This is a genomic window from Streptomyces sp. NPDC048142 (genome assembly GCF_043202835.1).
Taxonomy (GTDB): domain Bacteria; phylum Actinomycetota; class Actinomycetes; order Streptomycetales; family Streptomycetaceae; genus Streptomyces.
Window position 1 is genome coordinate 131,370 of record NZ_JBIDBC010000001.1, and the last position, 26,514, is coordinate 157,883.

The following is a 26,514-nucleotide window of genomic DNA, read 5'->3' on the forward strand; positions in this document are numbered from 1 at the left end:
CCGGGCCGGGCTCCCCTCCGGGGGAGCCCGGCCCGCGGGCTGTCCGGGCCCCGTCCGGCCCGGCCAGGGACTGCCTCCCGACTCCCGGCCGGGCGGGACAGCCCTCAGAACGTCTGCAGTGTCACCAGCGTGATCCGCAGGGCCGCCCCCTCGCCCTCACCCTCGATCCGCACCCGCTGCCCCGGACGCAGCAGCAGCAAGCCGCCCGCGTCGAAGGCCGGGGCGTCGAACTCCACCGGGGTGCCGTCGTCCAGCAGCACGCTGCCGCACCGGGACTCGGGGTCGTACGTGTACGAGGTCGCCTGCATGGGCGGCAGCCTATCGGTCGGACACCGGGGCGGGCACGGCCGCGATCCGCGCCGTGTGCGGCCCCACCCCCAGGGCCAGAGCGACCCGCAGGTCCTCGCCCGTATCCACGTCCCGGCGCACCGAGTCGACACCGGACAGCGCTATTTCCACCGCCCCCGATGCCAGGTGCCGTGACCCGGACGGGCCACCGAAAGCCGGACGGAATTCCACACCGCCCACGGCGGCCAGAAATGTCGTCCCGATTCCCGCCGCGTCCCGGAGAAATGCGCTGGGAAAAGCGGAAGCAAAATCGAGCACCCGCGTCAATTCGCCGGTGCGCAGCGCGGGCAGATCCGCGTTGAGCGCGGCCACCGCGGCGGCGGGCCGCACGGCCCGCACGGAGCGGGCGCCGTGCGCGAGCGCCGCGTTGAGCCCGGCCCCCGGAGCATCCCGCACGATCCGCGCCCCGAGGGCGGAAAGGGCCGCCCCGGCCACGGTGTCGTCCGTGACGACCACCACATCCCGCACCCGGGCGCAGGCCAGCGCCGCGGCCACCGTGTCCTGGGCGAACGCCAGGGCAAGCCGCGGCCGCGCGGCCTCGCCCGCCGCCCGCCCCAGGCGGCTCTTGGCCCGTGCGAGCGGCTTCAGCGGAACGACCAGGGACCAGGGCCCGGCCGGATCGGTGTTCGTGGCGATCTCCCCCTCCGTACGCATCAGCACTTATTCTCGCCTGCCGGTACGACAACCCGGAGGACCGCTACGCAACGTGAGGCGTACGGTGTTCTCGACAGAGCAGGGGCCTGGGGCGAGACTTGACCGTCAGTAGCCAGGCAGCAGGTTGAAGTCCTTAAGGAAGGTGTCCGAGTGTCCCGCCGCAGAATCGGCTTTTGGTACCGCCTGGCAGCGGTCATCGCCAAGCCGCCATTGGTGGTTCTGTTCAAGCGTGACTGGCGGGGGATGGAACACATTCCGGCCGACGGCGGATTCATCACCGCCGTCAATCACAACTCCTATCTGGACCCGCTCTCCTACGGCCACTTCCAGTACAACACCGGGCGGGTGCCGCGGCTCCTGGCGAAGGCCGGCCTCTTCCGTGCCCCGTTCGTCGGGATGATGCTGCGCGGCACCGGCCAGATCCCCGTCTACCGCGAGACCACCAACGCCCTGGACGCCTTCCGGGCCGCCGTCGACGCCATCGATCGCGGCGAGTGTGTCGCCTTCTACCCCGAGGGCACCCTCACCCGGGACCCCGACATGTGGCCGATGGTCGGCAAGACCGGTGCCGCCCGGGTCGCCCTGATGACCAAGGCGCCTGTCATCCCCGTCGCCCAGTGGGGCGCCAACCTCGCGATGCCGCCCTACGCCAAGGAGCGCAAGTTCCGGCTGTTCCCGCGCAAGACGCTTCAGGTGCAGGCCGGACCGCCCGTCGACCTCAGCCGGTTCCACGGTCTGGAGCCGACCCCCGAGGTGCTGCGCGAGGCGACCGAGGTCATCATGGCAGCGGTCACCCGCCAGCTGGAGGACCTGCGCGGCGAGAAGGCGCCCGCCGAGCTCTACGATCACCGCAAAGCCCGTGCTGAACAACGGCGCAGGGCCCAGGGAAAGGGACCCACGTGACGCACCCCGTAAAAGCAGCCGTCTTCGGAACCGGCTCATGGGGTACGGCCTTCGCCGTGATCCTCGCCGACGCGGGCTGCGAGGTCACCCTCTGGGGCCGCCGCGCCGAGGTCGCCGAGACCATCAACACCACCCGCACCAACCCGGACTACCTCCCGGGCATCGCGCTCCCCGACTCCGTCCGCGCCACCACCGACGCCGCCGAGGCCCTGCGCGGCGCGGAGTTCGCCTTCCTCGTCGTGCCCTCCCAGACGCTGCGCGCCAATCTCGCCGACTGGGCCCCGCACCTGGAGCCGGACACCGTCCTGGTCTCCCTGATGAAGGGCGTCGAGCTGGGCACCGCCGAGCTGATGAGCGAGGTGATCGCGGACGTCACCAAGGTCTCCGCCGACCGCATCGCCGTCGTCTCCGGACCCAACCTGGCCAAGGAGATCGCCGAGCGCCGCCCCGCCGCGGCCGTCGTCGCCTGCGCCGACGAGTCCGTCGCCCAGCGCCTCCAGGCCGCCTGCCACACCTCGTACTTCCGGCCGTACACCAACACCGACGTGATCGGCTGCGAGCTCGGCGGCGCCGTGAAGAACGTCATCGGCCTCGCCGTCGGCATCGCGGACGGCATGGGCCTCGGCGACAACACCAAGGGCTCCCTCATCACCCGGGGCCTCGCCGAGACCACCCGGCTGGGTCTGGCCATGGGCGCGGACCCGCTGACGTTCTCCGGACTCGCGGGCCTGGGCGACCTGGTGGCCACCTGCTCCTCGCCGCTCTCGCGCAACCACACCTTCGGCACCAACCTCGGCCGCGGCATGACGCTCCAGGAGACCATCGCCGTCACCAAGCAGACCGCCGAGGGCGTCAAGTCCTGCGAATCGGTCCTCGACCTGGCCCGCAGGCACGGGGTCGACATGCCCATCACCGAAACCGTCGTCTCCATCGTCCACGAGGGCAAGTCCCCGGTCGTCGCGGTCAAGGAGCTGATGTCGCGGAGCGCCAAGGCCGAGCGACGCTGACGTCGCCCCTACCAGCAGGTACGCTCATCGCGATATGAGCAGCGAGAACCTCCCCCAGAGCCCTGAGCGCCGCGAGAGCCCTGAGCAGCAGCGTCGCAAGCCCCGCGTGGCTGTCGTGTTCGGCGGCCGCAGCTCCGAACACGGCATCTCGGTCGTCACGGCCGGCGCCGTCATGAAGGCCGTCGACCGGACGAAGTACGACATCCTGCCGATCGGCATCACGGCGGACGGCCGCTGGGCGCTCACCGCCGACGAGCCCGAACGCATGGCCATCACCGACCGCCGCGTCCCCGACGTGGACCGGCTCGCCGAGTCCGCCGAGGGCAGCGTCGTGCTCTCCGTGGACCCCGGCAGCCGCGAGGTCCTCTACAGCGAACCCGGCTCGGTGCCCAAGGCGCTGGGCGAGGTCGACGTCGTCTTCCCCGTGCTGCACGGCCCGTACGGGGAGGACGGCACCCTCCAGGGACTCCTCGAACTCTCCGGTGTGCCCTACGTCGGCGCGGGTGTTCTCGCCTCCGCCATCGGCCAGGACAAGGAGTACATGAAGCGGGTCTTCCTCTCCTTCGGGCTGCCGGTCGGACCGTACGAGGTCGTCCGCCCCCGCGAGTGGGACAACGACCCCGCCGCCGCCCGCAAGCGGATCGTGGACTTCGCCGGTGAGCACGGCTGGCCGCTGTTCATCAAGCCCGCGCGCGGCGGTTCCTCGATGGGCATCACCAAGGTCGACGGCATCGAAGGCCTCGACGCGGCGATCGAGGAGGCCCGTCGCCACGACCCCAAGTTCCTCGTCGAGTCGCTGCTGCGCGGCCGTGAGATCGAGTGCGGCGTGCTGGAGTTCGAGGACGGCCCGCGCGCCAGCGTGCCCGCCGAGATCCCGCCGGTCACCGCGCACGACTTCTACGACTTCGAGGCCAAGTACATCGACTCGGCCGCGGGGCTCGTGCCCGCACCGCTCACCGCCGAGCAGACCGCCGAGGTGCGGCGGCTCGCCGTCGCCGCCTTCGACGCCGTCTCCTGCGAGGGCCTGGTGCGCGCCGACTTCTTCCTCACCGAGGACGGCGACTTCGTCATCAACGAGATCAACACCCTGCCGGGCTTCACCCCGATCTCCATGTACCCGCGCATGTGGCAGGAGAGCGGCGTCGACTACCCGGAGCTGATCGACCGGCTGATCCAGGCCGCGTTGAACCGCTCCACCGGACTGCGCTGACAGAAAAAGCGCCGGCAGGCCCCGCGACCGCGTCAGAACCGGCTCGGGACCGTCTTCGAGACCGGACCGGCGAACGAGGCCAGCGGCGTGATGTCGTGGGCGTACGCCGAGGAGAGCGTGACCTCGACGTACGCCTCGCGGTACGTGGTGGTGAACCGCGGACCGGAGCCCTCGGGCTCCTCCAGCATCCACCCCACCCCGTCCGCCTCGACGCCCGGTGACTGGGGGTCGTCCATCTTCGCGGGCCGGGGGACCCCGCAGCGCAGTACGATCGCCCCGTCCCCCCAGCCGGCGGTCAGCTCCGAATCCGGGGAGGGGTCGCTGCGTTCCAGTTCGAGGACGGTCTTCGGCAGTTCCTCGTGCAGGGCCGCGCAGTACGCGGCGGCCTCCGAGGACGGTGTGGGAACCGTGACCGAGGGCCGCGCGTCGCTGAGGGAACAGCCCGCCGCGGCCAGCACGAGCACGGCAGCGGACGGACCGAGGAATATCGAGCGGGGGGAACGGCGGGCGGATGACGTCACCGGCCCAGCCTAGACGGGGGTCAGAGGTGGACGACCGGGCAGGTCAGGGTTCGTGTGATGCCGTCCACCTGCTGCACTCTGGCGACCACCATGCGGCCGAGTTCATCGACCGTTTCTGCCTGGGCCCGCACGATCACGTCGTACGGACCGGTGACGTCCTCTGCCTGGATGACTCCCGGAATCTTGGAAATGGTCTCGGCGACGATCGACGCCTTGCCCACCTCGGTCTGGATGAGGATGTACGCCTGTACCACGGAACCTCCAGGGCGGCCACGAGGATCATGTGGGGGAAAGGGACGCCACGTTATCGCGTTGCCGCGGGCCACGGGGAGACCTGTGGGCCGGATGACGTCCACAGCGTGGCGTACAGAGCGCAGAAGTTGACGTATCTCTTGACGGTACCGACAGCACAGACGGCTCGCGACCGGGGGCCCGGACGGGTGACCGGGGCGATAAAGGAGAGGTGAGACTCGGTGAAGGGAACCGTGGGCGAGTTGGGGGAGTTCGGGCTCATCAGAGAGCTCACGTCCCGGCTCACCACCACTCCGGCGGTACGGCTGGGACCCGGCGACGACGCCGCGGTCGTGGCCGCCCCCGACCGCAGGGTCGTGGCCAGTACGGACATCCTGCTGGAAGGGCGGCATTTCCGCCGCGACTGGTCGACGGCGTACGACGTCGGCCGCAAGGCAGCCGCCCAGAACCTCGCCGACATCGCGGCGATGGGCGCCGTGCCCACCGCGCTGCTCCTCGGCCTCGTCGTCCCCGCCGACCTCCCCGTCACCTGGGCCGCCGAGCTGATGGACGGGCTGCGCGACGAGTGCCAGGTGGCGGGCGCGGCCGTGGTCGGCGGCGATGTGGTCGGCGGCGACACGATCACCGTCGCGATCACCGCGCTCGGCGATCTGCGCAACCACGAACCGGTCACCCGGGGCGGCGCACGCCCCGGCGACGTCGTCGCGGTCACCGGCTGGCTCGGCTGGTCCGCCGCCGGGTACGCCGTGCTCTCCCGCGGCTTCCGCTCGCCCCGCGCCTTCGTCGAGGCCCACCGCCGCCCCGAACCGCCGTACCACGCGGGCCCCGCGGCCGCCGGACTCGGCGCCACCGCGATGACCGACGTCAGCGACGGCCTCGTCGCGGACCTCGGGCACATCGCGGAGTCCAGCAAGGTCCGCATCGACCTGCGCTCCGGCCTCATCGACATCCCCTCGCAGATGTCCGACATCGGCCAGGCCGTCGGCGTCGACCCGCTCCAGTGGGTGCTGACCGGGGGAGAGGACCACGCGATCGTGGCGACCTTCCCGCCGGACGTGAAGCTGCCCGCCCGCTGGAAGGTGATCGGCGAGGTCCTCAACCCCTCCGCCCTGCCCCAGGTCACCGTCGACGGCGCACCCTGGACCAGCAAGGGCGGCTGGGACCACTTCGGCTCCATCGAGGACACCCAGCCGCGCGGGTGAGCGTTAGATTGCTGCGTATGCCCATACGTACCGCTGTACCGCCCCGCGTGCTCACCGTCGCCGGATCCGACTCCGGCGGCGGTGCGGGGATCCAGGCCGATCTGAAGACGATGCTCGCACTCGGCGTGCACGGCATGAGCGTGCTCACCGCCGTCACCGCGCAGAACTCCCTCGGCGTCCAGGGTGCGTGGGAGCTGCCGGTGGACGCCGTACGCGCCCAGTACCGCAGCGTCGTCGACGACATCGGCGTCCAGGCCGTGAAGACCGGAATGCTCGCCTCCGCGGCCCTCGTGGAGACCGTCGCCGAACTCCTCGCCAGCACCGACGCCCCCGTCGTCGTCGACCCGGTGGGCGTCTCCAAGCACGGCGACGCACTGCTCGCCGCCGAGGCCCTCGATTCCGTACGGACGAAGCTGCTGCCCGTCGCCACCGTCGCCACCCCCAACCTCGACGAAGTGGCCCAGCTCACCGGCGTCCGGGTCACCGACGAGAGCGGAATGCGCCGGGCCGCCGAGGGGATCCTCGCCTTCGGGCCGCGCTGGGTCGTGATCAAGGGCGGCCACCTCCCCGGCGAGCCGGTGGACCTGCTCACGGACGGGAGCGCGGAACACTGGCTGCGCGCCCCCCGGCACGACAACCGCCACACCCACGGCACCGGCTGCACCCTGGCCTCCGCCATCGCCTCCGGGCTGGCGCTCGGGAGGGACGTGCCCGCGGCGGTACGGGACGCGAAGGCGTACGTCACCGGCGCGATCGAGGCCGGCTTCCCGCTCGGCGGCGGCATCGGCCCGGTCGACCACGGCTGGCTGACCCGGGCGGCCGGCTGAGCTGCTTTGGCCGGCTGACCAGCCTCTTGAGCAGCCTCCTGAGCACGGCAAAAAGCCGGTCCACCGAGGTGGACCGGCTTTTTGGGCAACCGGAAGGCTGCGCTACGACGGGGACGTCAGCGCGCGACCTTGCCGGCCTTGATGCACGAGGTGCAGACGTTGAGCCGCTTCGGCGTCCGACCGACCACTGCACGCACGCGCTGGATGTTGGGATTCCAGCGACGGGACGTACGGCGGTGCGAGTGCGAAATGCTGTTGCCGAAGCTCGGCCCCTTGCCGCAAACGTCGCAGTTGGCAGCCACGGGTCACTCCAAAGACTTCAGATGCACTTACAGTGAATTCCGGCGCGCCGGATTCATTTGACTGAAGTGGCGGTACCGGAGGAATGGGCCCGACTCTCATCGGGCAACCGGAGCAGCATACAACGCCTGCTCCGGAGATACGAAACTACCACGGGTTGGCCGCCCGCCCTCCCGCCCCCTGTCCGGGCCGGGACCCCCGGCAACCGGGCTGACGGCCTCCCCTGCGACAGGGAGCGGGCCTCCCGACGCCCTGGGACTCCGCTCGCGGCGTGGTCGTCGGTCAACGACGCTCCGCGTCGCTTCCCTCCTCCGCCTTGCCATCGAAGCCCCATGACGCCGCCCGCTGATCCACTCCCTATCGTGGGGGAGGCCGTACCCTGCGGTGCAGCCCGTTGCCACGGCCGATCGAGGAGGACCATCGGTGCCGCAGCTCCCCGACGATCTGGACGCCGTCGCGGTGCGCACGTGGTGCTCACTGGCCCTGGAGGCCCTGGGCCGGGAGCGCGCGGAGATCGACGCGATCAACGTCTACCCCATCGCCGACGGGGACACCGGCACCAACCTCTATCTGACCGTCGAGTCCGCCGCCGCGGCCGTCGAGGCGGTGTTCGCCGCGCACGAGACGGGCACCACCGCGCCCGCCACCGCCGACGCCGTACGCGCCATGGCGCACGGCGCCCTGATCGGCGCGCGCGGGAACTCCGGCACGATCCTGGCCCAGCTGCTGCGCGGTATGGCCGGGGTACTGGCCGACGGCGGCGACGCGGCCCACCTGCGCCTCGCCCTCACGCGCGCCGCCGACGCCGCCCGGCAGGCCGTCGCCCACCCCGTCGAGGGCACGGTTCTCACCGTCGCCACCGCGGCCGCCGAGGCGGCCCGGGGGGAGGACCCCGATCTGCGGGCCGTCGTGAACGCCGCGTACGAGGGGGCGCTCGTGGCCCTGGCGAAGACGCCCGAGCAGCTCGCCGTCCTCGGCCGGGCGGGCGTGGTCGACGCCGGGGGCCGGGGGCTGGCCACGGTTCTGGGCGCGCTGGTGGAGACGGTCACCGGGCAGGCTCCGGTACGGGGGTCCCGCACCGGGTCCGGGAAGGCGGCCGCGCCCGTGGACGGCGGATCGGTGGTCGGGCTTCCGGCGGGCGGCGTGCCCGGCGGGGAGGGCCTGTCCGGATGCCCCGAGGACGGCGGCGCCGGGCCCGCGTTCGAGGTGATCTACCTCCTGGAGGCCGGAGACGAGCAGGTGGCCCGGCTGCGCACCCGGCTCGACGCCCTCGGCGACTCCCTGGTCATGGTGGGCGGCGACGGGCTCTGGCACGTCCACGTCCACGTCGACGACGCCGGAGCCGCCGTGGAGGCGGGCGTCGAGGCCGGCCGGCCGTACCGGATCCGGATCACCCACTTCGCCACCGAGAGCGGCCACGACCTCCGGGTCCAGGCCGAACCCGCGCGCCGCGCCGTCGTCGTCGTGGTCCCCGGCGACGGACTGGCCGGGCTCTGCACCGAGGCCGGCGCCACCACCGTGATCGCCCGCCCCGGCGAACCGCCCGCCAGCGGCGAACTGGTCGACGCCATCCGCCGCGCCCATGCCCGCGAGGTGGTGCTCCTGCCCAACGACGCCGCCCTGCGCCACACCGCGGCCGCCGCCGCCGAACAGGCCAGGACCGAGGGGGTCCGGGTCGCCCTGGTCCCCACCCGCGCCGCCGTCCAGGGCATCGCCGCCCTCGCCGTCCACGAGCCCGACCGGGGCTTCGACGAGGACGTGGTCGCCATGACCGCCGCCGCCGGAGCCACCCGCTACGCCGAACTGGCCGTCGCGGAACGCCAGTCGTGGACCATGGCCGGGATCTGCCAGGCCGGGGACATCCTCGGCCTGATCGACGGCGACGTGGCCGTGATCGGCGCCGACGTCCCGGCCACCGCCCGCACCGTGCTCGACCGGATGCTGGCGGCCGGCGGTGAACTGGTCACCCTCGTCCTCGGCGAGGACGTCCCGGACGCGCTCGCCGACGCCCTGGAGGAACACGTACGCGAGGGCCATCTCGCCGTGGACACGGTCGTCTACCGGGGCGGCCACCAGCGGGCGCCGCTGCTGATCGGCGTCGAGTAGCCGCACCCACGCGAGCGTGCCCGGCGGACGGTTGTCAGTGCCGTGGTGTGCAATGGATCGCGTGTCCTCGTTCGATGAACCTCTTCTGAAGCTGCTCGGCGGAGCCACCGCGAAGGTGATGGCCGAACACCTCGGCCTGCACACGGTCGGTGATCTGCTGCACCACTACCCGCGGCGGTACGAGGAGCGCGGCAAGTTGACCGCGCTGGCCGACCTCCCGCTGGACGAGCACGTCACGGTCGTCGCCCAGGTCGCCGACGCCCGCGTCCTGATGTTCAACAACGGCCGGGGCAAACGCCTGGAGGTCACCCTGACCGACGGCAGCGGCCGCCTCCAGCTGGTGTTCTTCGGCCACGGCGTCCACAAGCCGCACAAGGAGCTGCTCCCGGGCCGCCAGGCGATGTTCGCGGGCAAGGTCTCCGTCTTCAACCGCAAGATGCAGCTGGCCCACCCCACGTACCAGCTGCTCGACGCCTCCGGCGCCGACGAGGCGAGCGAGGCCGTGGACGCCTTCGCCGGACGGCTGCTGCCGATCTACCCCGCCTGCAAGCAGCTCGACTCCTGGCGGATCGCCAAGGCCGTGGACGCCGTTCTGCCCAGCGCGCGGGACGCGGTGGACCCGCTGCCCGCCTCCCTGCGCGAGGGCCGGGGCTTCACCCCGCTGCCCGAGGCCCTGCTGAAGGTGCACCGCCCGCAGACGAAGGCGGACGTGGAGGACGCCAGGGCCCGGCTCAAGTGGGACGAGGCGTTCGTGCTCCAGGTCGCCCTGGCCCGCCGCAGGTACGCCGACACCCAGCTCCCGGCCTTCGCCCGCCGCCCCGTCGCGGACGGACTGCTGGACGCCTTCGACGCCAAGCTGCCCTTCACCCTCACCGAGGGCCAGGAGAAGGTCAGCAAGGAGATTTTCGACGACCTGGCCACCGAGCACCCGATGCACCGTCTTCTCCAGGGAGAGGTGGGCAGCGGGAAGACGATGGTTGCCCTGCGCGCCATGCTCACCGTCGTCGACGCCGGGGGACAGGCCGCGATGCTCGCGCCCACCGAAGTCCTCGCCCAGCAGCACCACAGGTCGATCACCGAGATGATGGGCGAGCTCGCCGAAGGGGGCATGCTGGGCGGCGCGGACCGCGGGACCAAGGTCGTGCTGCTCACCGGCTCCATGGGCATGGCCGCCCGCCGCCAGGCCCTGCTCGACCTGGTCACCGGCGAGGCGGGGATCGTCATCGGCACCCACGCGCTGATCGAGGACAAGGTGCGGTTCCACGACCTGGGCCTGGTCGTCGTCGACGAACAGCACCGCTTCGGCGTGGAACAGCGCGACGCCCTGCGCTCGAAGGGCAAGCAGCCGCCCCACCTCCTCGTCATGACCGCCACCCCCATCCCCCGTACGGTCGCGATGACCGTCTTCGGCGACCTGGAGACCTCCGTCCTGGACCAGCTCCCGGCCGGCCGCTCCCCGATCGCCAGCCATGTCGTCCCCGCCAAGGACAAGCCCCACTTCCTCAGCCGCGCCTGGGAACGCGTCCGCGAGGAGGTGGAGAACGGCCACCAGGCGTACGTGGTCTGCCCCCGCATCGGCGACGACGCGGAAGAGACGGAGGGGAAGGGCGGGAAGAAGACGAAGGCCAAGAAGGCGGCCCCCGACGAGGACCCCGAGAAGCGGCCGCCGCTCGCCGTGCTGGAGATCGCCGACGAACTGCGCAAGGGCGCGCTGGCCGGACTGGGCGTCGAGGTGCTGCACGGCAGGATGCACCCCGACGAGAAGGATGACGTCATGCGCCGGTTCGCCGCCGGGGACGTGGACGTCCTGGTCGCCACCACTGTCATCGAGGTCGGGGTCAACGTCCCCAACGCCACCGCCATGGTGATCATGGACGCCGACCGCTTCGGCGTCTCCCAGCTCCACCAGCTGCGCGGTCGCGTCGGCCGTGGCTCCGCCCCGGGACTCTGCCTGCTGGTCAGCGAGGCCCACGAGGCGAGCCCGGCCCGCGCCCGGCTCTCCGCCGTCGCCGCCACCCTGGACGGCTTCGAGCTCTCCCGTGTCGACCTCGAACAGCGCCGCGAGGGCGATGTGCTCGGCCAGGCCCAGTCCGGAGTGCGCTCCTCGCTGCGGATGCTCACGGTCATCGACGACGAGGAGGTGATCGCCGCCGCCCGTGAGGAGGCCGTCGCGGTCGTCGCCGCCGACCCGGAGCTGGAGCACCTGCCGGAGCTGCGCACGGTGCTGGCCGCTCTCCTGGACAAGGACCGTGAGGAGTATCTCGACAAGGGGTGATGGCCGGGGAGCGGGGGAGAGGCGGACGGGCCGGTGGAAGCCGCACGCCATATCGTGGACGCACGGCACGCGCACAGCGCGCGCGCCGACCGCCGACGGCCCCGTGCGCCGTACGACCACGACCCCGAGGACCTCACACCCATGACCCGCGTGATCGCCGGCTCGGCCGGCGGACGCCGCCTGGCCGTCCCGCCCGGCACCGGCACCCGCCCCACCTCCGACCGTGCGCGCGAGGGCCTCTTCTCCACCTGGGAAGCGCTGCTCGGCACCCTGGCGGGGACCAGGGTCGCCGATCTGTACGCCGGATCCGGCGCAGTCGGCCTCGAAGCGCTCTCCCGGGGGGCGGTCCACGCCCTGCTCGTCGAGGCCGACCCCAAGGCGCTCCGTACCGTCCGGGACAACGTCCGGACGCTCGGTCTTCCCGGCGCCGAAGTCCGCACCGGGAAAGCCGAGCAGATCGTGACAGGACCGGCGCCCTCGGACCCGTACGACATCGTCTTCCTGGACCCGCCCTACGCCGTCACCGACGACGATCTTCGCGAGATCCTGCTCACACTCCGTGCTCAGGGGTGGCTCACAGCCGATGTGCTCGTCACGGTGGAACGCAGCACCCGGGGCGGAGAATTCGGCTGGCCCGCCGGATTCGAGCCACTGCGGGCCCGTCGCTACGGCGAGGGAACGCTTTGGTACGGTCGCGCCGCCGCTACGTGCGAAGACGCACGATGACCGGACCGGAGAGCGAGGGAATCACAGTGCGCCGCGCCGTCTGTCCGGGGTCGTTCGACCCCATCACCAACGGACATCTCGACATCATTGGCCGAGCCTCGAAGCTGTACGACGTGGTGCACGTGGCGGTGATGATCAACCAGTCCAAGAAGGGACTGTTCACCGTGGACGAGCGGATCGAGCTGATCCGCGAGGTCACCGCCGACCTCGGCAACGTCGAGGTGGAGTCCTTCCACGGCCTGCTGGTCGACTTCTGCAAGCAGCGGGAGATCCCGGCGATCGTGAAGGGCCTGCGGGCCGTCAGCGACTTCGACTACGAACTGCAGATGGCCCAGATGAACAACGGCCTCTCCGGCGTCGAGACGCTCTTCGTGCCGACCAACCCGACGTACAGCTTCCTGTCGTCCTCGCTGGTCAAGGAGGTGGCGACCTGGGGCGGCGACGTCTCCCACCTGCTGCCGCCGACCGTCCACGAGGCACTCGTGGGGCGCCTCGGCCAACGCTGAGGTGCTGACGGGCCGTCACCAGGTGTCGGGCGGCGGCCGACTGGCCTTACAGTCGTCCCGTCCGTCTCCAACAGAGCAGCAGAGAGTGGCGAGCACACGGTGGACGTGCAGAAGAAGCTCGACGAGATCGTCGAAGCGGTCGGGAGCGCCCGATCCATGCCCATGTCGGCCTCGTGCGTGGTCAACCGCGCCGAGCTGCTCGCCATGCTCGAAGAGGTGCGCCAGGCCCTGCCCGGCTCCCTCGCCCACGCCCAGGAGCTGATCGGCGGCCATGAGCAGCTCGCCGAGCAGGCCCGGCAGGAGGCCGAGCGGATCATCGAGTCCGCCCACCACCAGCGCGGCTCGCTGATCTCCGAGACCGAGATCGCCCGCCAGTCGCAGAGCGAGGCCGACCGGATCCTGTCCGAGGCCCGCCGCGAGGCCGAGGAGATCCGGGCCGAGGCCGACGACTACGTCGACAGCAAGCTCGCGAACTTCGAGGTCGTCCTCTCCAAGACCATCGGATCCGTGGACCGGGGCCGCGAGAAGCTCCTCGGCCGTGGCCATGGTCCGGACGAGCAGGGCTATCAGGACCCCGACTTCGCCGAGGCCCCCGAGCGCAGTGCCGACCCGGAGACCCTGCGGCAGCGGGCCGACGCCTATGTCGACGCCAAGTTCGGCGCCTTCGAGGCCGTTCTCGCGGGGACTCTGGAGGCGGTCGGCCGGGGTCGGCAGAAGCTGCACGGCCGGGTCGCCGGCGACGACCTCGGCGCGCACATCGCCGCCCAGGACGCCGCGGGCGGCCAGGGGCACACCAGCGACGCCGACTATCTCGCCGGCCTCGCCGAGCACGCCCCGGAACCGCGGCAGGCGCCCCAGCAGCCCCAGTACCCGGCGCAGCCGCAGGCCGAGCCGCACTACGCGCAGGCGGCGTACGGCTACCAGGAGCAGCAGCTCCAGCAGGGCGTCCAGGACGCGTACGGCTACCAGCAGCAGCCCGACCCGTACGCGGCGTACCAGCAGCAGGAGAGCTACGACCCGAACGGGTACCCGCCCCGGCCGGGGACCCAGCCGGACTACGACTGGCAGCAGCAGTCGCAGGGCCGGGCGCCCGACCAGCAGGGCGGGGGCGCGCTGGACGAGACCAGCCTCTTCGACACCGGCATGATCGACCTGGAACAGCTGCGCCGGTACGAACAGGGCCGCTGACCCCGGGGCGGGCCGCCCCGATTGGGTGCTGAGCGGTCCGTCCAGTATCCTGAATCCTCGGTCGCGCATAGGTCCGTGATCTCGGCTGCCCGTTTCATCCACGGATCGGGACGGTGTGATTCCGGACCGCAGACGGCCCTTCCTTCGCAGCACGACACCCATGATTCGAAAGCAGGAAAAGCCCTGAACGGCCACCTCGACCACCGCAACCCTCTCGTGTTCGATACGCGCGAGCTGGGCCGGCGTCCCGGTGCCCTGAAGCGGCTGACCCGCTCGGTGGACGCACCCGGTTCACCGGTCCTGGGCATCGACGGCGTCATCGGCGTGCCGGAAGGCGCGCCCGTGCAGCTGGACCTCCGCCTCGAATCGGTCATGGAAGGGGTGCTTGTCACAGGCACCGCCCGTGCGACCGCCGAGGGGGAGTGCGTAAGGTGTCTGGAGCCGCTGACCGTAGAGGTCGACGCGGACTTCCAGGAAATGTTCTCGTACCCTGACGCCGACGACCGGGGCCGCAGCAGTGCGGCGGAACCGGCCGACGACGCCGAGGACGACGAGGACAGGTTCTTCCTCGAGGACGGCTTGTTCGACCTCGAGTCAATGCTGCGTGACGCGGTAGTGCTCGCACTGCCCATGCAGCCGGTGTGCAAGGAGACCTGCGCCGGTCTGTGTTCCGAGTGCGGAATCAGGCTGGACGAGAATCCGGACCATCACCACGATGCCCTCGACATTCGTTGGGCGGCACTGCAAGGACTCGCCGAGACCGTTCAGGACGGCGAGAAGGACAACATGGGCGGCGCCGAACCGGGCGTCGACGAGAAGCAGGAGAAGTAGCCGTGGCTGTTCCGAAGCGGAAGATGTCGCGCAGCAACACGCGCCACCGCCGGTCGCAGTGGAAGGCTGCGGTCCCCACCCTGGTTTCGTGCGAGCGTTGCCAGGAGCCCAAGCTCCAGCACATTGCGTGCCCGAGCTGCGGCACCTACAACAAGCGCCAGGTCCTCGAGGTCTGAGCGGCTGGTGAGAGGCCCGATGTCTGAGTTGTCCAGCGCCAAGAAGCAGGCAGACAACGTCAACACAGCCTCGTCCCACACGCTTCTGGAAGGGCGGCTCGGGTATCACCTCGAGTCCGCCCTTCTGGTGCGTGCGCTGACCCACCGTTCGTACGCATACGAGAACGGCGGTCTGCCCACCAACGAGCGGCTCGAATTCCTCGGGGATTCGGTGCTCGGCCTGGTGGTCACGGACACGCTGTACCGCACCCACCCCGACCTGCCCGAAGGCCAGCTGGCCAAGTTGCGGGCCGCGGTGGTCAACTCGCGTGCACTTGCGGAAGTGGGCCGCGGCCTCGAACTCGGCTCCTTCATCCGGCTCGGCCGCGGTGAAGAGGGCACGGGGGGCCGGGACAAGGCTTCCATCCTCGCCGACACACTGGAAGCAGTGATCGGCGCGGTCTATCTCGACCAGGGCCTCAGCGCGGCCTCGGAGCTGGTCCACCGGCTCTTCGACCCGCTGATCGACAGGTCCTCGAACCTCGGCGCCGGCCTGGACTGGAAGACCAGTCTCCAGGAGCTCACCGCGAGCGAGAGCCTCGGAGTACCCGAGTACCTCGTCACGGAGACCGGCCCGGATCACGAGAAGACCTTCACTGCTGCCGCTCGCGTCGGTGGTGTCTCGTACGGCACCGGCACCGGCCGTAGCAAGAAGGAAGCGGAGCAGCAGGCGGCCGAGTCCGCCTGGCGTGAGATCAGCGCCGCCGCAGAGGCACGGCAGGCCGCGGAGAAGTCCGCGGCCGACGGAGGGGCCGCCGACACCCCTGCCGATCCGTCGCCGAACACGGACGCCGCTCCGGCCTGAAGCGAAACGGGAACCCCTCGGTGCCATGCGCACCGGGGGGTTTTCCCTGTCCCGGGGAGCCTGCGCGGCTTTCCCGTACGTCCGGGGGAGCGGTTCGCCGGAAGATCCGCTCCCGTACTACCGTCGTCGTGTCTGGAGTAGTGCATCGTGCCTGAGCTGCCCGAGGTCGAAGTCGTACGCCGGGGCCTTGAGCGCTGGGTCAGCGGCCGCACCGTCACCGAGGTCGAGGTCCTGCACCCGCGTTCGGTCCGCCGGCATCTCGCGGGCGGCGTCGACTTCGCCGCCCGGCTGCGCGGAGCCCGCTTCGGGGCGGCGATGCGCCGCGGCAAGTACCTCTGGGTGCCGATTGACGGGGCGGCCTCCTCGCTGCTGGGCCACCTCGGCATGAGCGGACAGCTGCTGGTGCAGCCGGCGGACGCCCCCGACGAGAAGCACCTGCGGATCCGGATGCGGTTCGACGACGCGCTCGGCACCGAGCTGCGCTTCGTCGACCAGCGGACCTTCGGCGGGCTCTCGCTGCACGACAACACCCCCGACGGCCTGCCGGACACCATCGCGCACATCGCCCGGGACCCCCTCGACCCGCTCTTCGACGACGCCGCGTTCCACACCGCGCTGCGCCTGCGCCGTACGACGGTCAAGCGCGCCCTGCTCGACCAGTCGCTGATCAGCGGCGTCGGCAACATCTACGCGGACGAGGCGCTCTGGCGCGCCAAGCTGCACTACGACCGGCCCACTGCGACCCTGACCCGCCCCAGGTCCGCCGAGCTGCTCGGCCACGCCCGCGACGTCATGAACGCGGCGCTCGCGCAGGGCGGCACCAGCTTCGACAGCCTGTACGTCAACGTGAACGGCGAGTCCGGGTACTTCGACAGAGAACTACATTCATACGGTCGCGAGGGCGAGCCCTGCGTGCGCTGTGGTACGGCGATCCGCCGCCGGGCATGGATGAACCGCTCCTCATACTTCTGCCCAAAGTGCCAGCCGGTGCCTCGCCGCCGATGAGCACCCCTCAGGCGTACCGCTCTGAGTGCGGCCTCGCGGGTCACGAGTCATGCAAAGGCGCGAAGGATGTCGCTCCTGAGGCCCATCGAACGTCTATGTGGCGACGCCCGGGAGCAATGTGACGATTCACCCGGGGGCCGCGCCGAGCACGCTTATGATCGATGCATGCCGTCGCCCCTTCCCACGTCCCTTGCTGTGTCCGACGCCATCACCCACTACCGCCAGCTGCGCGAACTGACCATCGACGAGCTGGCCTATGTGCTCCTGATGCTTGATCACCCGATCTCGGCCGACGCCCTCGCTGAGATGGAGCGATGTGCTCGCCCCGTGACCGTCGACGATCTTGTCGCGATCGCCTATGTGCTCGACACAACCCCCGCGGTGCTGCTGTCGCACATCCCTATCGACATGCCGGACCCCGAGGGGCCTTTCGCCACCGGGCTCCCGAGTGACGTCGACCCAACCGAGCTCCGTGCCTGGATCGAGGGGAAGACTACGCTCGACCGAGAGTCGCGGGTGCGCTGGTGGGAAGAGCGGGTCGGCCGCCTCAGGGTCCGGTCAGCACACCACGAGGAACAGCTGCAGGGAGCGTACGCAGAGCTGCGTGAACTCGGTGACTTGGCAGTCCAAGAAGCAGACGCCCCGCCCGTGCAGCGTCTGCAGTGGCGCATCCAGGACGGCGAACACGCGCTCAATCAGTCCGAGGTCGCGCTGGCGCTGACTGAGCATCGGCTCGACAACCTCCGAGAAGGAGCCTGACAGGCGGTGCGGGTCAGTCAAAGTCGCCTATCCATAGGTTATTTTGACTGGCCTTCTGTCCTAAACCGACTATCCAGAACGAACGAAGGGGGGAACACCATGAGCATCACCAGGACCGCACGTAGGACGCGGGCCAAGATCGCCGTGTCCATCGCGGCTCTGGCCGCGGGCTCACTCATACTCACCGCCTGCAGCGGAAGCGGCGACAGCGGCAGCAAGTTCGACGGTACCTACTACGTCAAGGACGTCAACGGCACGTCCGAACTCGGCCAGCTGGTCGTCAAAGGCAACAGTGTCTCGCATCATGAGTACACCTGCGATGGTGTCTACGAGAAGCCGGGCGTGACCAGCACCGGCGAGTTCAACAAGGATCAGTCCCAGATCATCTGGACGGTCGCCGGAGAGGACAGCCGCAACAAGCGGACCGGCAGTGAGTCCATCTCAACCAGCGACACCTCGATCAGCATCAGCGGTAGCGCGTACGTGCGTGACAACTCCGATGCTGGCAAGGCTCTGCTGGACGGCTTCAAGGCCAAGTGCGGGAAGTAACGTCGACGTCCCGCTCGGCCGGCCAAGCAGCACAGAACCCCGTGGGTATCGCGTCCACGGGGTTCTGTCCTTCCTCGGCTGGTCAAGTCTGACGCCTACTCCTGAAGCTGCTGCGCCCGGTACTCCTCGATCGTCTCCGGCGGCCGGCCGTACTTCGGGGCATGCTGCCCGACGAGATCGAGCTCGGCCCACGCTGTCGGCCTCCGAATCCTCGACTGGGCCACCACGACGAACACCACGGCGCTGACGCCGAGGTTGGACAGACACCACCCAGTCAGCAGCACCATCAGCACCACAGGTAGATCATCCTCGATCTCCATGATGCCCAAAACGCCCAAGCCTGCGCCGTTGACCAGAAGGCTCGACACGTACCCCTCGAACGAGCTGGCCAGACGCACCTGAGTCCGCGGCTCGTCACGATGCCGCACGGCGCGCACCATCTCGCCGACGAACACCACGGTGCTCACAGCCGGGTTGGGGTTGCTCCGGAGTCGCAAGAGAGCTCCGGATTCTTTGCGTTAAGGGGCAATCTCTCCGGCGGCGTCGTCCCTCAGCAAGTGGGCTGCCCGTTGTCGGAGCGGTTCGGCGAGCGGGAGGTTGTCGCCGTGGGTGGTGCTCTCGAGGAGTTCGGTGATGACGGCGAGTTCGGCGAAGCGGCCGGCTGGGGTGTTTAGCACGTCCGCGAACTCGCGGCGGATGCGGGAAGCGGCGTCGGGTACGAGGAGGCTGTAGCTGTGGAGGGTGGCGGCGTCGTAGCCGGTGGGTGCGAGCCCCCACCCTTCCCAATCGAACATCGTGAGTTGGGGCGCGCAGAGATTCGCCCAGTGCATGTCGCCGTGGGCGGTGTTCCAGGACGGGGCTCGGGTGTCGACGGCGGGACTGAGGAATTTCGGCATGGCCCAGTCGAGGTATTGCTGGTCGGTGGTGTGACGGGCGGTAGGGGTCGTGGCGACGGTGCCGAGGGCGGAACGCAGGGATGTCCACCACGATGTGGGCGGGTTGGGGTCCGTCGTCAGGATCGGAGAGGCCGTGACAGGGTGTTCGTCGACATGGTCGTACAGCTCGGCGCGGTAGCGCCATGGCGGTTCGTTCCAGTCGTGGATCGTGCGCAGGCAGGGGCGGGGCACCCTGTTCGGGATGGTGTCCTTGGCGTCGCGGGAGCCGTTCCAGAAGGTGGAGTCGGCCTGGTCGAGGGGTGCGGCGGCGAGGCGGAGCCAGGCGGGGCCGTCGTGTGCAGTGACGGGGCGGCCGAGAGTTCGGCCGTGCCAGCCCCATGCTTCGTGCCCGCCCGGGTGGGGCCGTGCGTCCAGGGCGGTGCGGGCTCGGTGGTGGGCGGTCCGCATCCGGACGGAGACCTGGGGGTCGTCGGGTTCGGGATGCATTACGGCGCCAGGCGATCGTCGGGAGTGGTGCGGATGGCGGTGCGGGCGGCCCGTGCGAGTACGGCCTGGGTGGCGGCGGGCAGGCCGAGGCGGTTCCAGTGGAAGATCACGTGGCTGGCGAGAGTGTCGCGCAGGCCGCGTTCGAGGGTGCCGTCGCGGGCGGCGTCGGCCAGGCGCCTGCCGGTGGTGGCGAAGGCATCGGACCACTCAGCTGCGAAGGCGAGGGGGCCGTGGGGCGCGAAGAGGGTGCCGGTGGGCGAGGTGTCCAGGCTGATGAGTCTTCGCAGGCCGGAGGTCATGTCGTTGAGTTTGTCCGGCGAAGGTTCGGCGGCCAGGGGGCGTTCGTGTACGACGCGGTGCCAGATGTCGGCCTGCTCGCCTGTGTCCTGGCGGGCGCCGCGGAGCAGGGTGCTGCACATCAGGACTGACAACTCTCGTCTGCCGACGGCGAGTTGGTTCGGCAGTCCGGGCGTGTGCCGCAGGTATTCAAGGGTGCCGCGGCTGTCGGCGTGGAAGAGGGCGTGGGCGATGTCTATGCCCGCCGGTCCGCCGAAGGTGAGCTCTTCGGGTTCGTAGAGGGATTCCCACCAGCGTTCGACGGTGCCGTCGGCGGCCATGGTGTCGAGCACGGTGCCGACGGCGGCCGTCATTTCGGTTCTGGTGGCCTTCGGGCCGGGGCGGCACCGCAGCCTCCAGCAGGGGCGCTTGCGCAGGAACCACCACTCGGCGATCGTCCCGGCTTCCTGGGCTTGCTGCAGCTGGGGGCCCAGGTGGGCGGCGGCGGTCCGTTCGGCGCTGTCCCAGTCGGTGAACTGGATGCGGACCTGGTACCAGTCGCGGAGGCCGGCTTGTGTTTCGAGGGCGGCGCGTCCGGCGGCCTTGTACGCCTCGACGGCCTCGGCGAGGTGGGCGGGTTCCATCGGGGTCTGGGCGGCGGCCTGGTCCAGTGGCGTTCCCGCGAGGACGGCCAGGACGAGGACCTCTGTGGTGCGGGGGTTCGGGGGCATGGGGTGGCCTCTTCTCGACGACAAGCCGGACGGGATCTGCGGCGGTGGCGGGGGGTGCTCAGCCGGACAGCAGGCAGGCGTCCCAGCCGGAGACCGTGGTGCCCGGGGTCTGGGCGGTCTGCAGAGCGAGCGCGCGTCCGGCTTCACCGTCGAGGAATCCGTCATCGTCGGTTGGGGGCTGCTTCAGGAGCAGGGTGCGCAGGCTGGACAGGTGGGCGTCGAAGCCGGTCACGATGGCGTCGCGGGCGACGCGGTGGGTGGTGTGGAGCAGGCCGGCGGCGCCGTGGCAGATCCCGGCGTCGCGGATGCGGCCGAGCTGGTCGGGGTCGGACAGGCAGGCGAGCAGGGCGTGTTCGGCGAGGTGCTGTCGGTCGGTGTCGCCGAGGGCTAGGGCGGCGAGTTGCTGGGCGCGGGCGAGGCCGGGGGTGCCGTAGCACCAGCTCGGCCGCAGCGGGCCGGGCTGTGTCACGGTGCCGGTGCGGTGCTCGGCCAGGGTGATCCACTGTGGCCACCACGGGTTGGTCTCGCTGCCCTGGCGCCAGTGGTCCAGCCAGTCGCAGATCCGTTTCATCGCCGTGATCTGGTCGTCCACGATCACTCCCGCCCGTGCGCCGATGGCCAGCAGGGACAGAATTCCGCCGACGCCGTGGGCCATTCCCAGGTTTCCGTGCCCGCCGGGAAACTCCGCTGGGCGCCTGCCGGAGGGATCGAGTTCCGTCCACCATCCCGGGAGCTGGTCCGGGTCGCCGTCGAGGGGAAGTGTCAGTCGCACCAGGTAGGTGAGTACTTCGCGCAGGACCGGGGCGGCCGGGTCGCGGCTGTACAGGTAGGAGCCCAGGCCGGTGAGCCCGTAGAAGAGGTCGAACTCGGCGACTCGGGGACGGTCTCCGTGGTCGATGCGCGCGTGAGCCGCGTGGATGCGCTGTCGGGTGAGCTGGGTGATCTGGGAGTCGAGGGCATGCAGGGCGCCGCTGTAGCGGCCGGTTCCCCGGGCCGCGGAGTGCAGGGCGAAGGCGACGGCCGGGGCCCCGACGTACAGCGAGGCGTCCTCGCCGACGAGGAGGTCTTTGGCGCATGACGCGAGGAGGGCGTGTGCGTCGTCCCAGGAGGTGAGTCCGCGGTGGGCGCGCTCGATGTGCGGCAGCGCGGTGCCGACGGCGCCGTGAGCGAGCGACTGAGCGCGCAGAGCGCGAGCAGCGGGGTCGTGGCCGGGGGTGGAGAGTTCCGGGTCGGTGGTCGTCGATGGGTTCACGCGAGGGCTCCTTGGCGACGAGCGGTCTGGGCCAGCGCGGCGGAGCGGGCCAGCCGTGAGCAGATGTCCTCGCCTGCCTGGTCGATCCCGGCCGTACGCAGGTAGTGCAGGTGCATCAGGGACGGCAGCACCATCTCCGGTGCCTTCGTGTTGGTGGCCGCGAGGACGGAGCGGTAGTGCACAAGGGCCTGGCGGCGGATCGCCCAGGCGGCGGTGAGCGCTTGGCCGCCGGGCAGAGCGCGTACGGAGGCGAAGTCGTCGGCCGGGTTGGACAGGCGCATCGCGTCTTGGTGGACAGGGCGGGCCGGGTGCGAGGCGGCGCTGGGGTCGATGTGGTCGATCAGCCAGCGCATCGCGCGCGGAGCGTCGCCGGTGAACGAGACGGCGAGGTTGACGAGGCCGGCGGTGGTCAGCGCGTGGGGGTCGGCCCCGCTCTCGGCGACGCAGGTCAGATGGGCGAGGGCGGCGCTGGAGTCAGCGGCGAACACCGTCTCGGCCGCGGCCATCGCCGTCCCGGTGCCGTAGCGGCCGGTCTCGGGGTAGTAGGTGTCCCACTGCATACGGCCGAGCAGTCCGCGACGGCGAAGGTCGGCCGCCCAGGCACCCGCCTGGGCGGCTATCTCGCCGAACGCCTCCGGATGCGGAAGGTGGAAGCGCAGCCGCAGGTGGTCGTGCGGATCGCGGTAGCGCACGTACCACCACTGGGGCGCCTCGTCGAAGCCGTCGAGGAGGCGGGGCAGGTGGCGGGTGAGGAGGTCGGGGACGCGGTCGGGGTGTCCGTAGAGCTTGAGATAGGCCCACCTTGAGGTACCGGGCAGGTGCCCGTGGTCCCGGCCGACGGCCGCCCTGCCTTCCGCCGCGTCCCGGTGCGTGGCGGGCGGGGCGGTGGAGGCGAGGGCCAGGGTGATCTCGTGGGGCCGCCCGTCGATCCACCCCCAGGCCGCCTCGTCGCCTGCTTCGCGCAGGACGGCGTGTCCGGCGCGGTCGAGCTCGGCGCGCAACAGCATCGTGTCGGCCAGCTGTTCCAGGTCCAGACGAAGGCACTGATCGTCGTCCCCGAGGTGCACGGTGGCGGGGACACAGAGGCGATGCCGCCAGGCGTTCAGGCCCTCGGCCCACGGGGTGAACCCGGCGCCCCTGGCGGGGAGATCGGCGGCGGTGAGGCGCCAGGTGGCGGGGGAAAGAACGGTGCGGCCGTAGCGGATGCGGGGCAGGAACGGCAGACGGGCGGCGGCGCCCCAGGCGAACGGGCCGAAGGCGGCGGCGCGGGCTCGGGGCAGTTCGACCAGCAGTCGGGCCAGCGGGTGGGTGAAGGTGCCCAGGTCCACCGCGTTGAGCGCGAGCGGCTCGATGGTCCGGCCGGTCGAGAGCTGGACCAGGCGGAAGCCGGTCGCGTCCGCGGTGACCGCCAGGTCGTCCAGCTCCGGGGGGGTGCCTGGGTGGTGTTCGGCGATGGATATGACGTGGGGTTCCGTGGCGGGGGCTCGGCTGACGTTGTCCGTGCGGATGTGCAGGGCGGGGCTGGAGACCTGGACCCGGCTGGCGCCGCTGGTCAGGGTCGGCAGGCTGGTGTACGCGGCGGTCATGCGGTCGCGGTCGGCGGCGTCGAGGAGATCGAGGAAGCGGCCTGCGGTGACCCCGGCTGCCGGCGCGATGCCGTTGATGTGGAGCGTGAAGTCGCCGTTCTCGACGGCCCGGCGGGTGGGGGCCTGGAGGTGGAAGCGCAGGTCGATGTGCGGCAGCGGGACGCCGCCTTGCGCGTGCTCCAGGCCGGTCAGCATCGCGTCGGTGAGCTGGACTTCGCGGACACCGTCGAAGGCGGCGTGCTGGGCGAGCGCGAGGAGTTGTTCGTCGCGGGCGGTCAGGGCCGGGGCGGGCCGGGCAAGGCGGGAGCCCCGGAATCCTGCGGGAAAGTCGAGGCCCGTGTCAGGGTCGGTGAGATGGCGGACAGGGACCAGCGCGCCGGGCCCGTAGGTTTCCAGGAACCGAGCGTGGTAGTCCTGCCAGGCCGCCGAGCCGGACGGGAACGGTGTCAGGCGGGCCAGCACACTCGCGGCCTTCTCCGCCTCGCGGGCCACCAGCTGGGGCAGGGCCAGTGCGGCACCCAGCCGCAGGTCCACGGACAGGGGCGCCTGCGCGGCCGGGGCGAGGACGGTCATCGCCTCGGTGGCCGAGCTCCGCAGATTTCTCTGCTGGGATGCGGGAGCCGCATCGTGCCGGGTCAGCGTCGCCCGGATGTCCTTCAGCGCGTTCAGGAGGGGCCGCACGGTGTCGACGTGCACGGCGTCTGCCGTCTCCAGCGCGGTGATGACGTGGCCCAGGGGGTCGGTGACGGTCATCGGCGGGCGTATGGCGGTGAGCAGGACGCGGCGGGCCACCAGTTCGGCCAGCAGGGTGTCGACGGCTCGGGTGGGGGTGCCGGGGTATTCGGCGGCGAGCTTGGCGGCCAGGTCGCCGACCCTGACGGGCGCGGTGGCGGCGTCCATGACCATCTGCACGGCGCGGGTGTGCCGCACGCTCATCTCGCCGGGTCCGCGGTCACTGTCACGGCCGGGCCGCTGGCAGGGCACGACCAGGCGTCCGTCGCGCACGAAGCAGGTGGAGTCCGCCACGACCGGAAGGCGCCGCAGCAGTTCGGGTATCGACTCCAGGCGATCGATGACGTCCGCGAGCCATACGGAGTCCACGCGTGCGGTGGGCCGGTGCACGTCCGTCCAGTCGAGGGTGAGCGTGTCTGCGATGCGGGCGGGGGCGACGCCGGCGAACAGGCCGAAGGGGGTGGAGCGGTGCTGGAACCGCAGGACGTAGCGGGCGAGCGCGCCTGCTGCCCGCCGGACCTGCTTGGGTTGCCGTACTTGCCCGGCCCGGATCTCCTCGATGCGGCGGGCGAGAGCGGGGCTGGCCAGCTCGACCGCTTCGGCGACCGAGCCGATGGCCCACACCTGCGTGATCCACGCCTGCCACCGCCCGGTGCCCACCGCCGCGTCGCCGGTCGGCTCCGGCCGGGGCGGGGTGGTCAGCCCGCTCGGATAGGCGGCGGCCCGTAGCAGGGCCGCGTCCACGTACCGGTACATCCGCAGCTTTCCCTCCCCTTGTGTGACGTGATCGGCCCGGTGCCGGACCCCGTGGAGCAGGGCCGCGGCACCGGGCCGGGTGTCACGCTGATCAGTCGGTGATGCAGCCGGCGCAGGCGCTCTCGCTGGTGCTGCCGCAGTTGTCGCTGGTCTTGTTCATCAGCTCCGCGATGACCGTGCCCTTCTCGGCGAAGGTCACGTCCAGGTCGAAGTCGCTGCCGGTGGTGCTCATTCCAACGGTGTCCACTGATTCCTCCAGGGGTTGGTGATGGATGTGCACGTGCGCCTGGCCTGCTCGGACGTCAGTGTCCGGCGGGCCAGGAGATCGTGAAGCGGAAGGCGGACCTGTCCAGCACCGCCCCGGCGGGCAGCTGCTGGTCACCGGTGCCGGTGGGCAAGGCCCTCAGCTCGGGCTTGTGGCCGCGGTGGTCGCGGTCCCACGTACGGATCTGATCGATCAGCGCCTCGGCGGTCTTGGCGGCCTCGGGCCCGTGGCCGACGGCGCCGAACTCGAAGACCTGTCGCTCGGGTGTAGTCGGACGCATCGTCAGATAGGCGAAGGAGCTGGAGGCGCGGTCGAGGAGCGTGGCCACCCCGCGGCGGGACCAGGAGGCGACCACGCCACGGTCGCGGGCCTCGCGGGTGGCGGCCAGCAGCGCGAACTCGGGCAGTGCGGAGACCAGCCACAGCTCCAGGTCGTCGTACGGGAGCCCCAGCCCGAGCGTCACTCCGGACCACGCCTCGGTGCGCGGGCTGGCCAGGGCCTTGCGCATCTGGTCGGCGTCGACCTGGCCCTCGTCCAGTCGCAGGCCGACCTCTTCGTCCGCGGCGTCGTGCAGCACGACCAGGTGCTCGTCGCGGGCTCCGGCTCCGCGCATGGGGACGAACCCGCAGACCTCGAAGTCCCTTGCCGCCAGCTCGGTGTCCTCACGCTGGAAGGCGACCGACCAGGTCAGGCCCCGCAGTCGCAGCGGGACCACGATCCGCCCGTTCTCGGCGAGCTGGTCCACCCAGGCCGGGGCGAGGTCGGCGGCTTCGACGGTGACCACGATCCGGTCGTACGGGGCATGGGTGGGCTCTCCGTCGGCGCCGTCGACGACCAGGGCGTGCACGCGGCCGTATCCGGCGGCGGGCAGCAGCTTCTGTGCGCGGTCGATGACGTCGGCGTCGATGTCGATCGTGGTGACCTCGCCGCTCTCGCCGACCAGCTCGGCGATCAGGGCGGCGTTGTAGCCGCCGCTGCCGATCTCCAGCACCCGCATGCCGGGGCGGATGTCGGCCTGTTCCAGCATGAATGCCTGGATGCGGGCGGCGCTGACGGAGCTGAGGGAGGTCCCGTTCTCATCCCTCTTGGTGATCAGTGCGTGCTCGGCGGCGTACGCCTTCTCCGGTGTCTCCTCGGGCATGAACAGGTGCCGGCCGACGGTACGGACCGCCTTCTCTACGGCTTCGGTACGGATCGCGCCCAGCTTGCGCAGCTCGGTGATCATCTCCTCGCGCAGGGCATCGATGCGGGCGGGGTCGGGGGTCTGAGTAGTCATCGGCCGGAGTGTAGTCACACCGTTACTCCTTGGTGGTGCGTCTTGGGGGGACCTGTCCGGGCCGACCGC

28 protein-coding genes are annotated in these 26,514 nt (G+C 71.0%); 16 read left to right on the plus strand and 12 right to left on the minus strand.

The window, feature by feature from the left end; all coding sequences use genetic code 11:
- Positions 1-104: 104 nt before the first annotated feature.
- Positions 105-308 carry a hypothetical protein gene (locus ACGF2Y_RS00610; protein WP_392941748.1) on the minus strand — a complete coding sequence of 68 codons (204 nt, stop codon included), beginning with the start codon at positions 306-308 and terminating at the stop codon, positions 105-107.
- 10 nt (positions 309-318) lie between these two features.
- Complete coding sequence (cofC, locus tag ACGF2Y_RS00615; RefSeq protein ID WP_392941751.1) at positions 319-1,002, minus strand: 2-phospho-L-lactate guanylyltransferase; 684 nt, start codon at positions 1,000-1,002, stop codon at positions 319-321.
- 150 nt (positions 1,003-1,152) lie between these two features.
- Here cofC and ACGF2Y_RS00620 point away from each other — a divergent pair, with 150 nt between their 5' ends.
- From ACGF2Y_RS00620 to ACGF2Y_RS00630, 3 genes are read left to right on the plus strand one after another with little or no spacing between them, the layout of a single operon-like run.
- On the plus strand, positions 1,153-1,905 hold the full coding sequence (locus ACGF2Y_RS00620) for a lysophospholipid acyltransferase family protein (protein WP_392941753.1): 753 nt from the start codon (positions 1,153-1,155) through the stop codon (positions 1,903-1,905).
- Positions 1,902-2,912, plus strand: coding sequence for an NAD(P)H-dependent glycerol-3-phosphate dehydrogenase (locus tag ACGF2Y_RS00625; protein ID WP_392941756.1), 1,011 nt, complete (start codon positions 1,902-1,904; stop codon positions 2,910-2,912). The genes ACGF2Y_RS00620 and ACGF2Y_RS00625 overlap by 4 nt, the downstream gene beginning before the upstream one ends.
- A gap of 34 nt (positions 2,913-2,946) precedes the next feature.
- Entirely contained in the window at positions 2,947-4,122 is a 1,176-nt protein-coding gene (locus ACGF2Y_RS00630) for a D-alanine--D-alanine ligase family protein (RefSeq protein WP_392941758.1), read from the plus strand.
- Between the two features lie 32 nt (positions 4,123-4,154).
- Here the strand turns inward: ACGF2Y_RS00630 and ACGF2Y_RS00635 are convergent, their stop codons facing one another.
- The gene (locus ACGF2Y_RS00635; RefSeq protein WP_392941760.1) at positions 4,155-4,643 is read right to left on the minus strand and encodes a DUF3515 domain-containing protein; all 489 of its coding nucleotides are present in this window, start codon (positions 4,641-4,643) and stop codon (positions 4,155-4,157) included.
- Between the two features lie 20 nt (positions 4,644-4,663).
- Positions 4,664-4,897 (minus strand): Lrp/AsnC family transcriptional regulator, encoded by a 234-nt coding sequence (locus tag ACGF2Y_RS00640; RefSeq protein ID WP_392941763.1) that lies wholly within the window; start codon positions 4,895-4,897, stop codon positions 4,664-4,666.
- A gap of 219 nt (positions 4,898-5,116) precedes the next feature.
- Between ACGF2Y_RS00640 and ACGF2Y_RS00645 the strand changes: the two genes are divergently transcribed.
- Both ACGF2Y_RS00645 and thiD read left to right on the plus strand, forming a co-directional pair.
- Positions 5,117-6,097, plus strand: a complete 981-nt coding sequence (locus tag ACGF2Y_RS00645) for a thiamine-phosphate kinase (protein WP_392941765.1) — start codon at positions 5,117-5,119, stop codon at positions 6,095-6,097.
- A 17-nt stretch (positions 6,098-6,114) separates the two neighbouring features.
- Complete coding sequence (gene thiD, locus ACGF2Y_RS00650) at positions 6,115-6,924, plus strand: bifunctional hydroxymethylpyrimidine kinase/phosphomethylpyrimidine kinase (RefSeq protein ID WP_392941767.1); 810 nt, start codon at positions 6,115-6,117, stop codon at positions 6,922-6,924.
- Positions 6,925-7,040: 116 nt separating this feature from the next.
- Here thiD and rpmB read toward each other — a convergent pair whose 3' ends face one another.
- The gene (gene rpmB / locus ACGF2Y_RS00655; protein WP_003965989.1) at positions 7,041-7,226 is read right to left on the minus strand and encodes a 50S ribosomal protein L28; all 186 of its coding nucleotides are present in this window, start codon (positions 7,224-7,226) and stop codon (positions 7,041-7,043) included.
- A 421-nt stretch (positions 7,227-7,647) separates the two neighbouring features.
- On the opposite strand from rpmB, the gene ACGF2Y_RS00660 reads away from it, so the two are divergent.
- From ACGF2Y_RS00660 to ACGF2Y_RS00710, 11 genes are all read left to right on the plus strand, one after another.
- A complete protein-coding gene (locus ACGF2Y_RS00660) occupies positions 7,648-9,330 on the plus strand; it encodes a DAK2 domain-containing protein (protein WP_392941770.1) in 1,683 nt (560 codons plus the stop codon).
- Between the two features lie 52 nt (positions 9,331-9,382).
- Positions 9,383-11,605: an ATP-dependent DNA helicase RecG gene (gene recG / locus ACGF2Y_RS00665; RefSeq protein ID WP_392941773.1), complete on the plus strand. Its 2,223-nt coding sequence runs from the start codon at positions 9,383-9,385 to the stop codon at positions 11,603-11,605.
- A gap of 141 nt (positions 11,606-11,746) precedes the next feature.
- Positions 11,747-12,331, plus strand: coding sequence for a 16S rRNA (guanine(966)-N(2))-methyltransferase RsmD (gene rsmD, locus ACGF2Y_RS00670; protein WP_392942554.1), 585 nt, complete (start codon positions 11,747-11,749; stop codon positions 12,329-12,331).
- A gap of 26 nt (positions 12,332-12,357) precedes the next feature.
- Entirely contained in the window at positions 12,358-12,837 is a 480-nt protein-coding gene (gene coaD / locus ACGF2Y_RS00675) for a pantetheine-phosphate adenylyltransferase (protein ID WP_392942556.1), read from the plus strand.
- Positions 12,838-12,936: 99 nt separating this feature from the next.
- Positions 12,937-14,025, plus strand: coding sequence for an ATP synthase F0 subunit B (locus tag ACGF2Y_RS00680; protein WP_392941775.1), 1,089 nt, complete (start codon positions 12,937-12,939; stop codon positions 14,023-14,025).
- 216 nt (positions 14,026-14,241) lie between these two features.
- Positions 14,242-14,856, plus strand: a complete 615-nt coding sequence (locus ACGF2Y_RS00685; RefSeq protein ID WP_392942558.1) for a YceD family protein — start codon at positions 14,242-14,244, stop codon at positions 14,854-14,856.
- Between the two features lie 2 nt (positions 14,857-14,858).
- Positions 14,859-15,032, plus strand: coding sequence for a 50S ribosomal protein L32 (gene rpmF, locus ACGF2Y_RS00690; RefSeq protein ID WP_003965982.1), 174 nt, complete (start codon positions 14,859-14,861; stop codon positions 15,030-15,032).
- Positions 15,033-15,051: 19 nt separating this feature from the next.
- The gene (gene rnc, locus ACGF2Y_RS00695) at positions 15,052-15,876 is read left to right on the plus strand and encodes a ribonuclease III (RefSeq protein WP_003965979.1); all 825 of its coding nucleotides are present in this window, start codon (positions 15,052-15,054) and stop codon (positions 15,874-15,876) included.
- Between the two features lie 147 nt (positions 15,877-16,023).
- Complete coding sequence (mutM, locus tag ACGF2Y_RS00700; RefSeq protein WP_392941778.1) at positions 16,024-16,881, plus strand: bifunctional DNA-formamidopyrimidine glycosylase/DNA-(apurinic or apyrimidinic site) lyase; 858 nt, start codon at positions 16,024-16,026, stop codon at positions 16,879-16,881.
- Between the two features lie 165 nt (positions 16,882-17,046).
- A complete protein-coding gene (locus tag ACGF2Y_RS00705; protein ID WP_392941780.1) occupies positions 17,047-17,640 on the plus strand; it encodes a DNA-binding protein in 594 nt (197 codons plus the stop codon).
- A gap of 99 nt (positions 17,641-17,739) precedes the next feature.
- Entirely contained in the window at positions 17,740-18,189 is a 450-nt protein-coding gene (locus tag ACGF2Y_RS00710; RefSeq protein WP_392941783.1) for a hypothetical protein, read from the plus strand.
- Between the two features lie 95 nt (positions 18,190-18,284).
- On the opposite strand, the gene ACGF2Y_RS00715 is transcribed toward ACGF2Y_RS00710, so the two are convergent.
- From ACGF2Y_RS00715 to fxlM, 7 genes are all read right to left on the minus strand, one after another.
- Positions 18,285-18,656: a hypothetical protein gene (locus tag ACGF2Y_RS00715; RefSeq protein WP_392941786.1), complete on the minus strand. Its 372-nt coding sequence runs from the start codon at positions 18,654-18,656 to the stop codon at positions 18,285-18,287.
- A 51-nt stretch (positions 18,657-18,707) separates the two neighbouring features.
- Positions 18,708-19,571 (minus strand): hypothetical protein, encoded by an 864-nt coding sequence (locus tag ACGF2Y_RS00720; protein WP_392941788.1) that lies wholly within the window; start codon positions 19,569-19,571, stop codon positions 18,708-18,710.
- Complete coding sequence (locus ACGF2Y_RS00725) at positions 19,571-20,578, minus strand: thiopeptide-type bacteriocin biosynthesis protein (protein ID WP_392941791.1); 1,008 nt, start codon at positions 20,576-20,578, stop codon at positions 19,571-19,573. The genes ACGF2Y_RS00720 and ACGF2Y_RS00725 overlap by 1 nt, the downstream gene beginning before the upstream one ends.
- Positions 20,579-20,636: 58 nt before the next feature.
- Positions 20,637-21,830, minus strand: coding sequence for a lanthionine synthetase C family protein (locus ACGF2Y_RS00730; RefSeq protein ID WP_392941794.1), 1,194 nt, complete (start codon positions 21,828-21,830; stop codon positions 20,637-20,639).
- On the minus strand, positions 21,827-24,904 hold the full coding sequence (locus ACGF2Y_RS00735; RefSeq protein ID WP_392941796.1) for a lantibiotic dehydratase: 3,078 nt from the start codon (positions 24,902-24,904) through the stop codon (positions 21,827-21,829). The genes ACGF2Y_RS00730 and ACGF2Y_RS00735 overlap by 4 nt, the downstream gene beginning before the upstream one ends.
- 91 nt (positions 24,905-24,995) lie before the next feature.
- On the minus strand, positions 24,996-25,151 hold the full coding sequence (locus tag ACGF2Y_RS00740) for an FxLD family lanthipeptide (protein ID WP_329142566.1): 156 nt from the start codon (positions 25,149-25,151) through the stop codon (positions 24,996-24,998).
- A 55-nt stretch (positions 25,152-25,206) separates the two neighbouring features.
- On the minus strand, positions 25,207-26,445 hold the full coding sequence (gene fxlM, locus ACGF2Y_RS00745) for a methyltransferase, FxLD system (protein ID WP_392941800.1): 1,239 nt from the start codon (positions 26,443-26,445) through the stop codon (positions 25,207-25,209).
- Between the last annotated feature and the right edge of the window lie 69 nt (positions 26,446-26,514).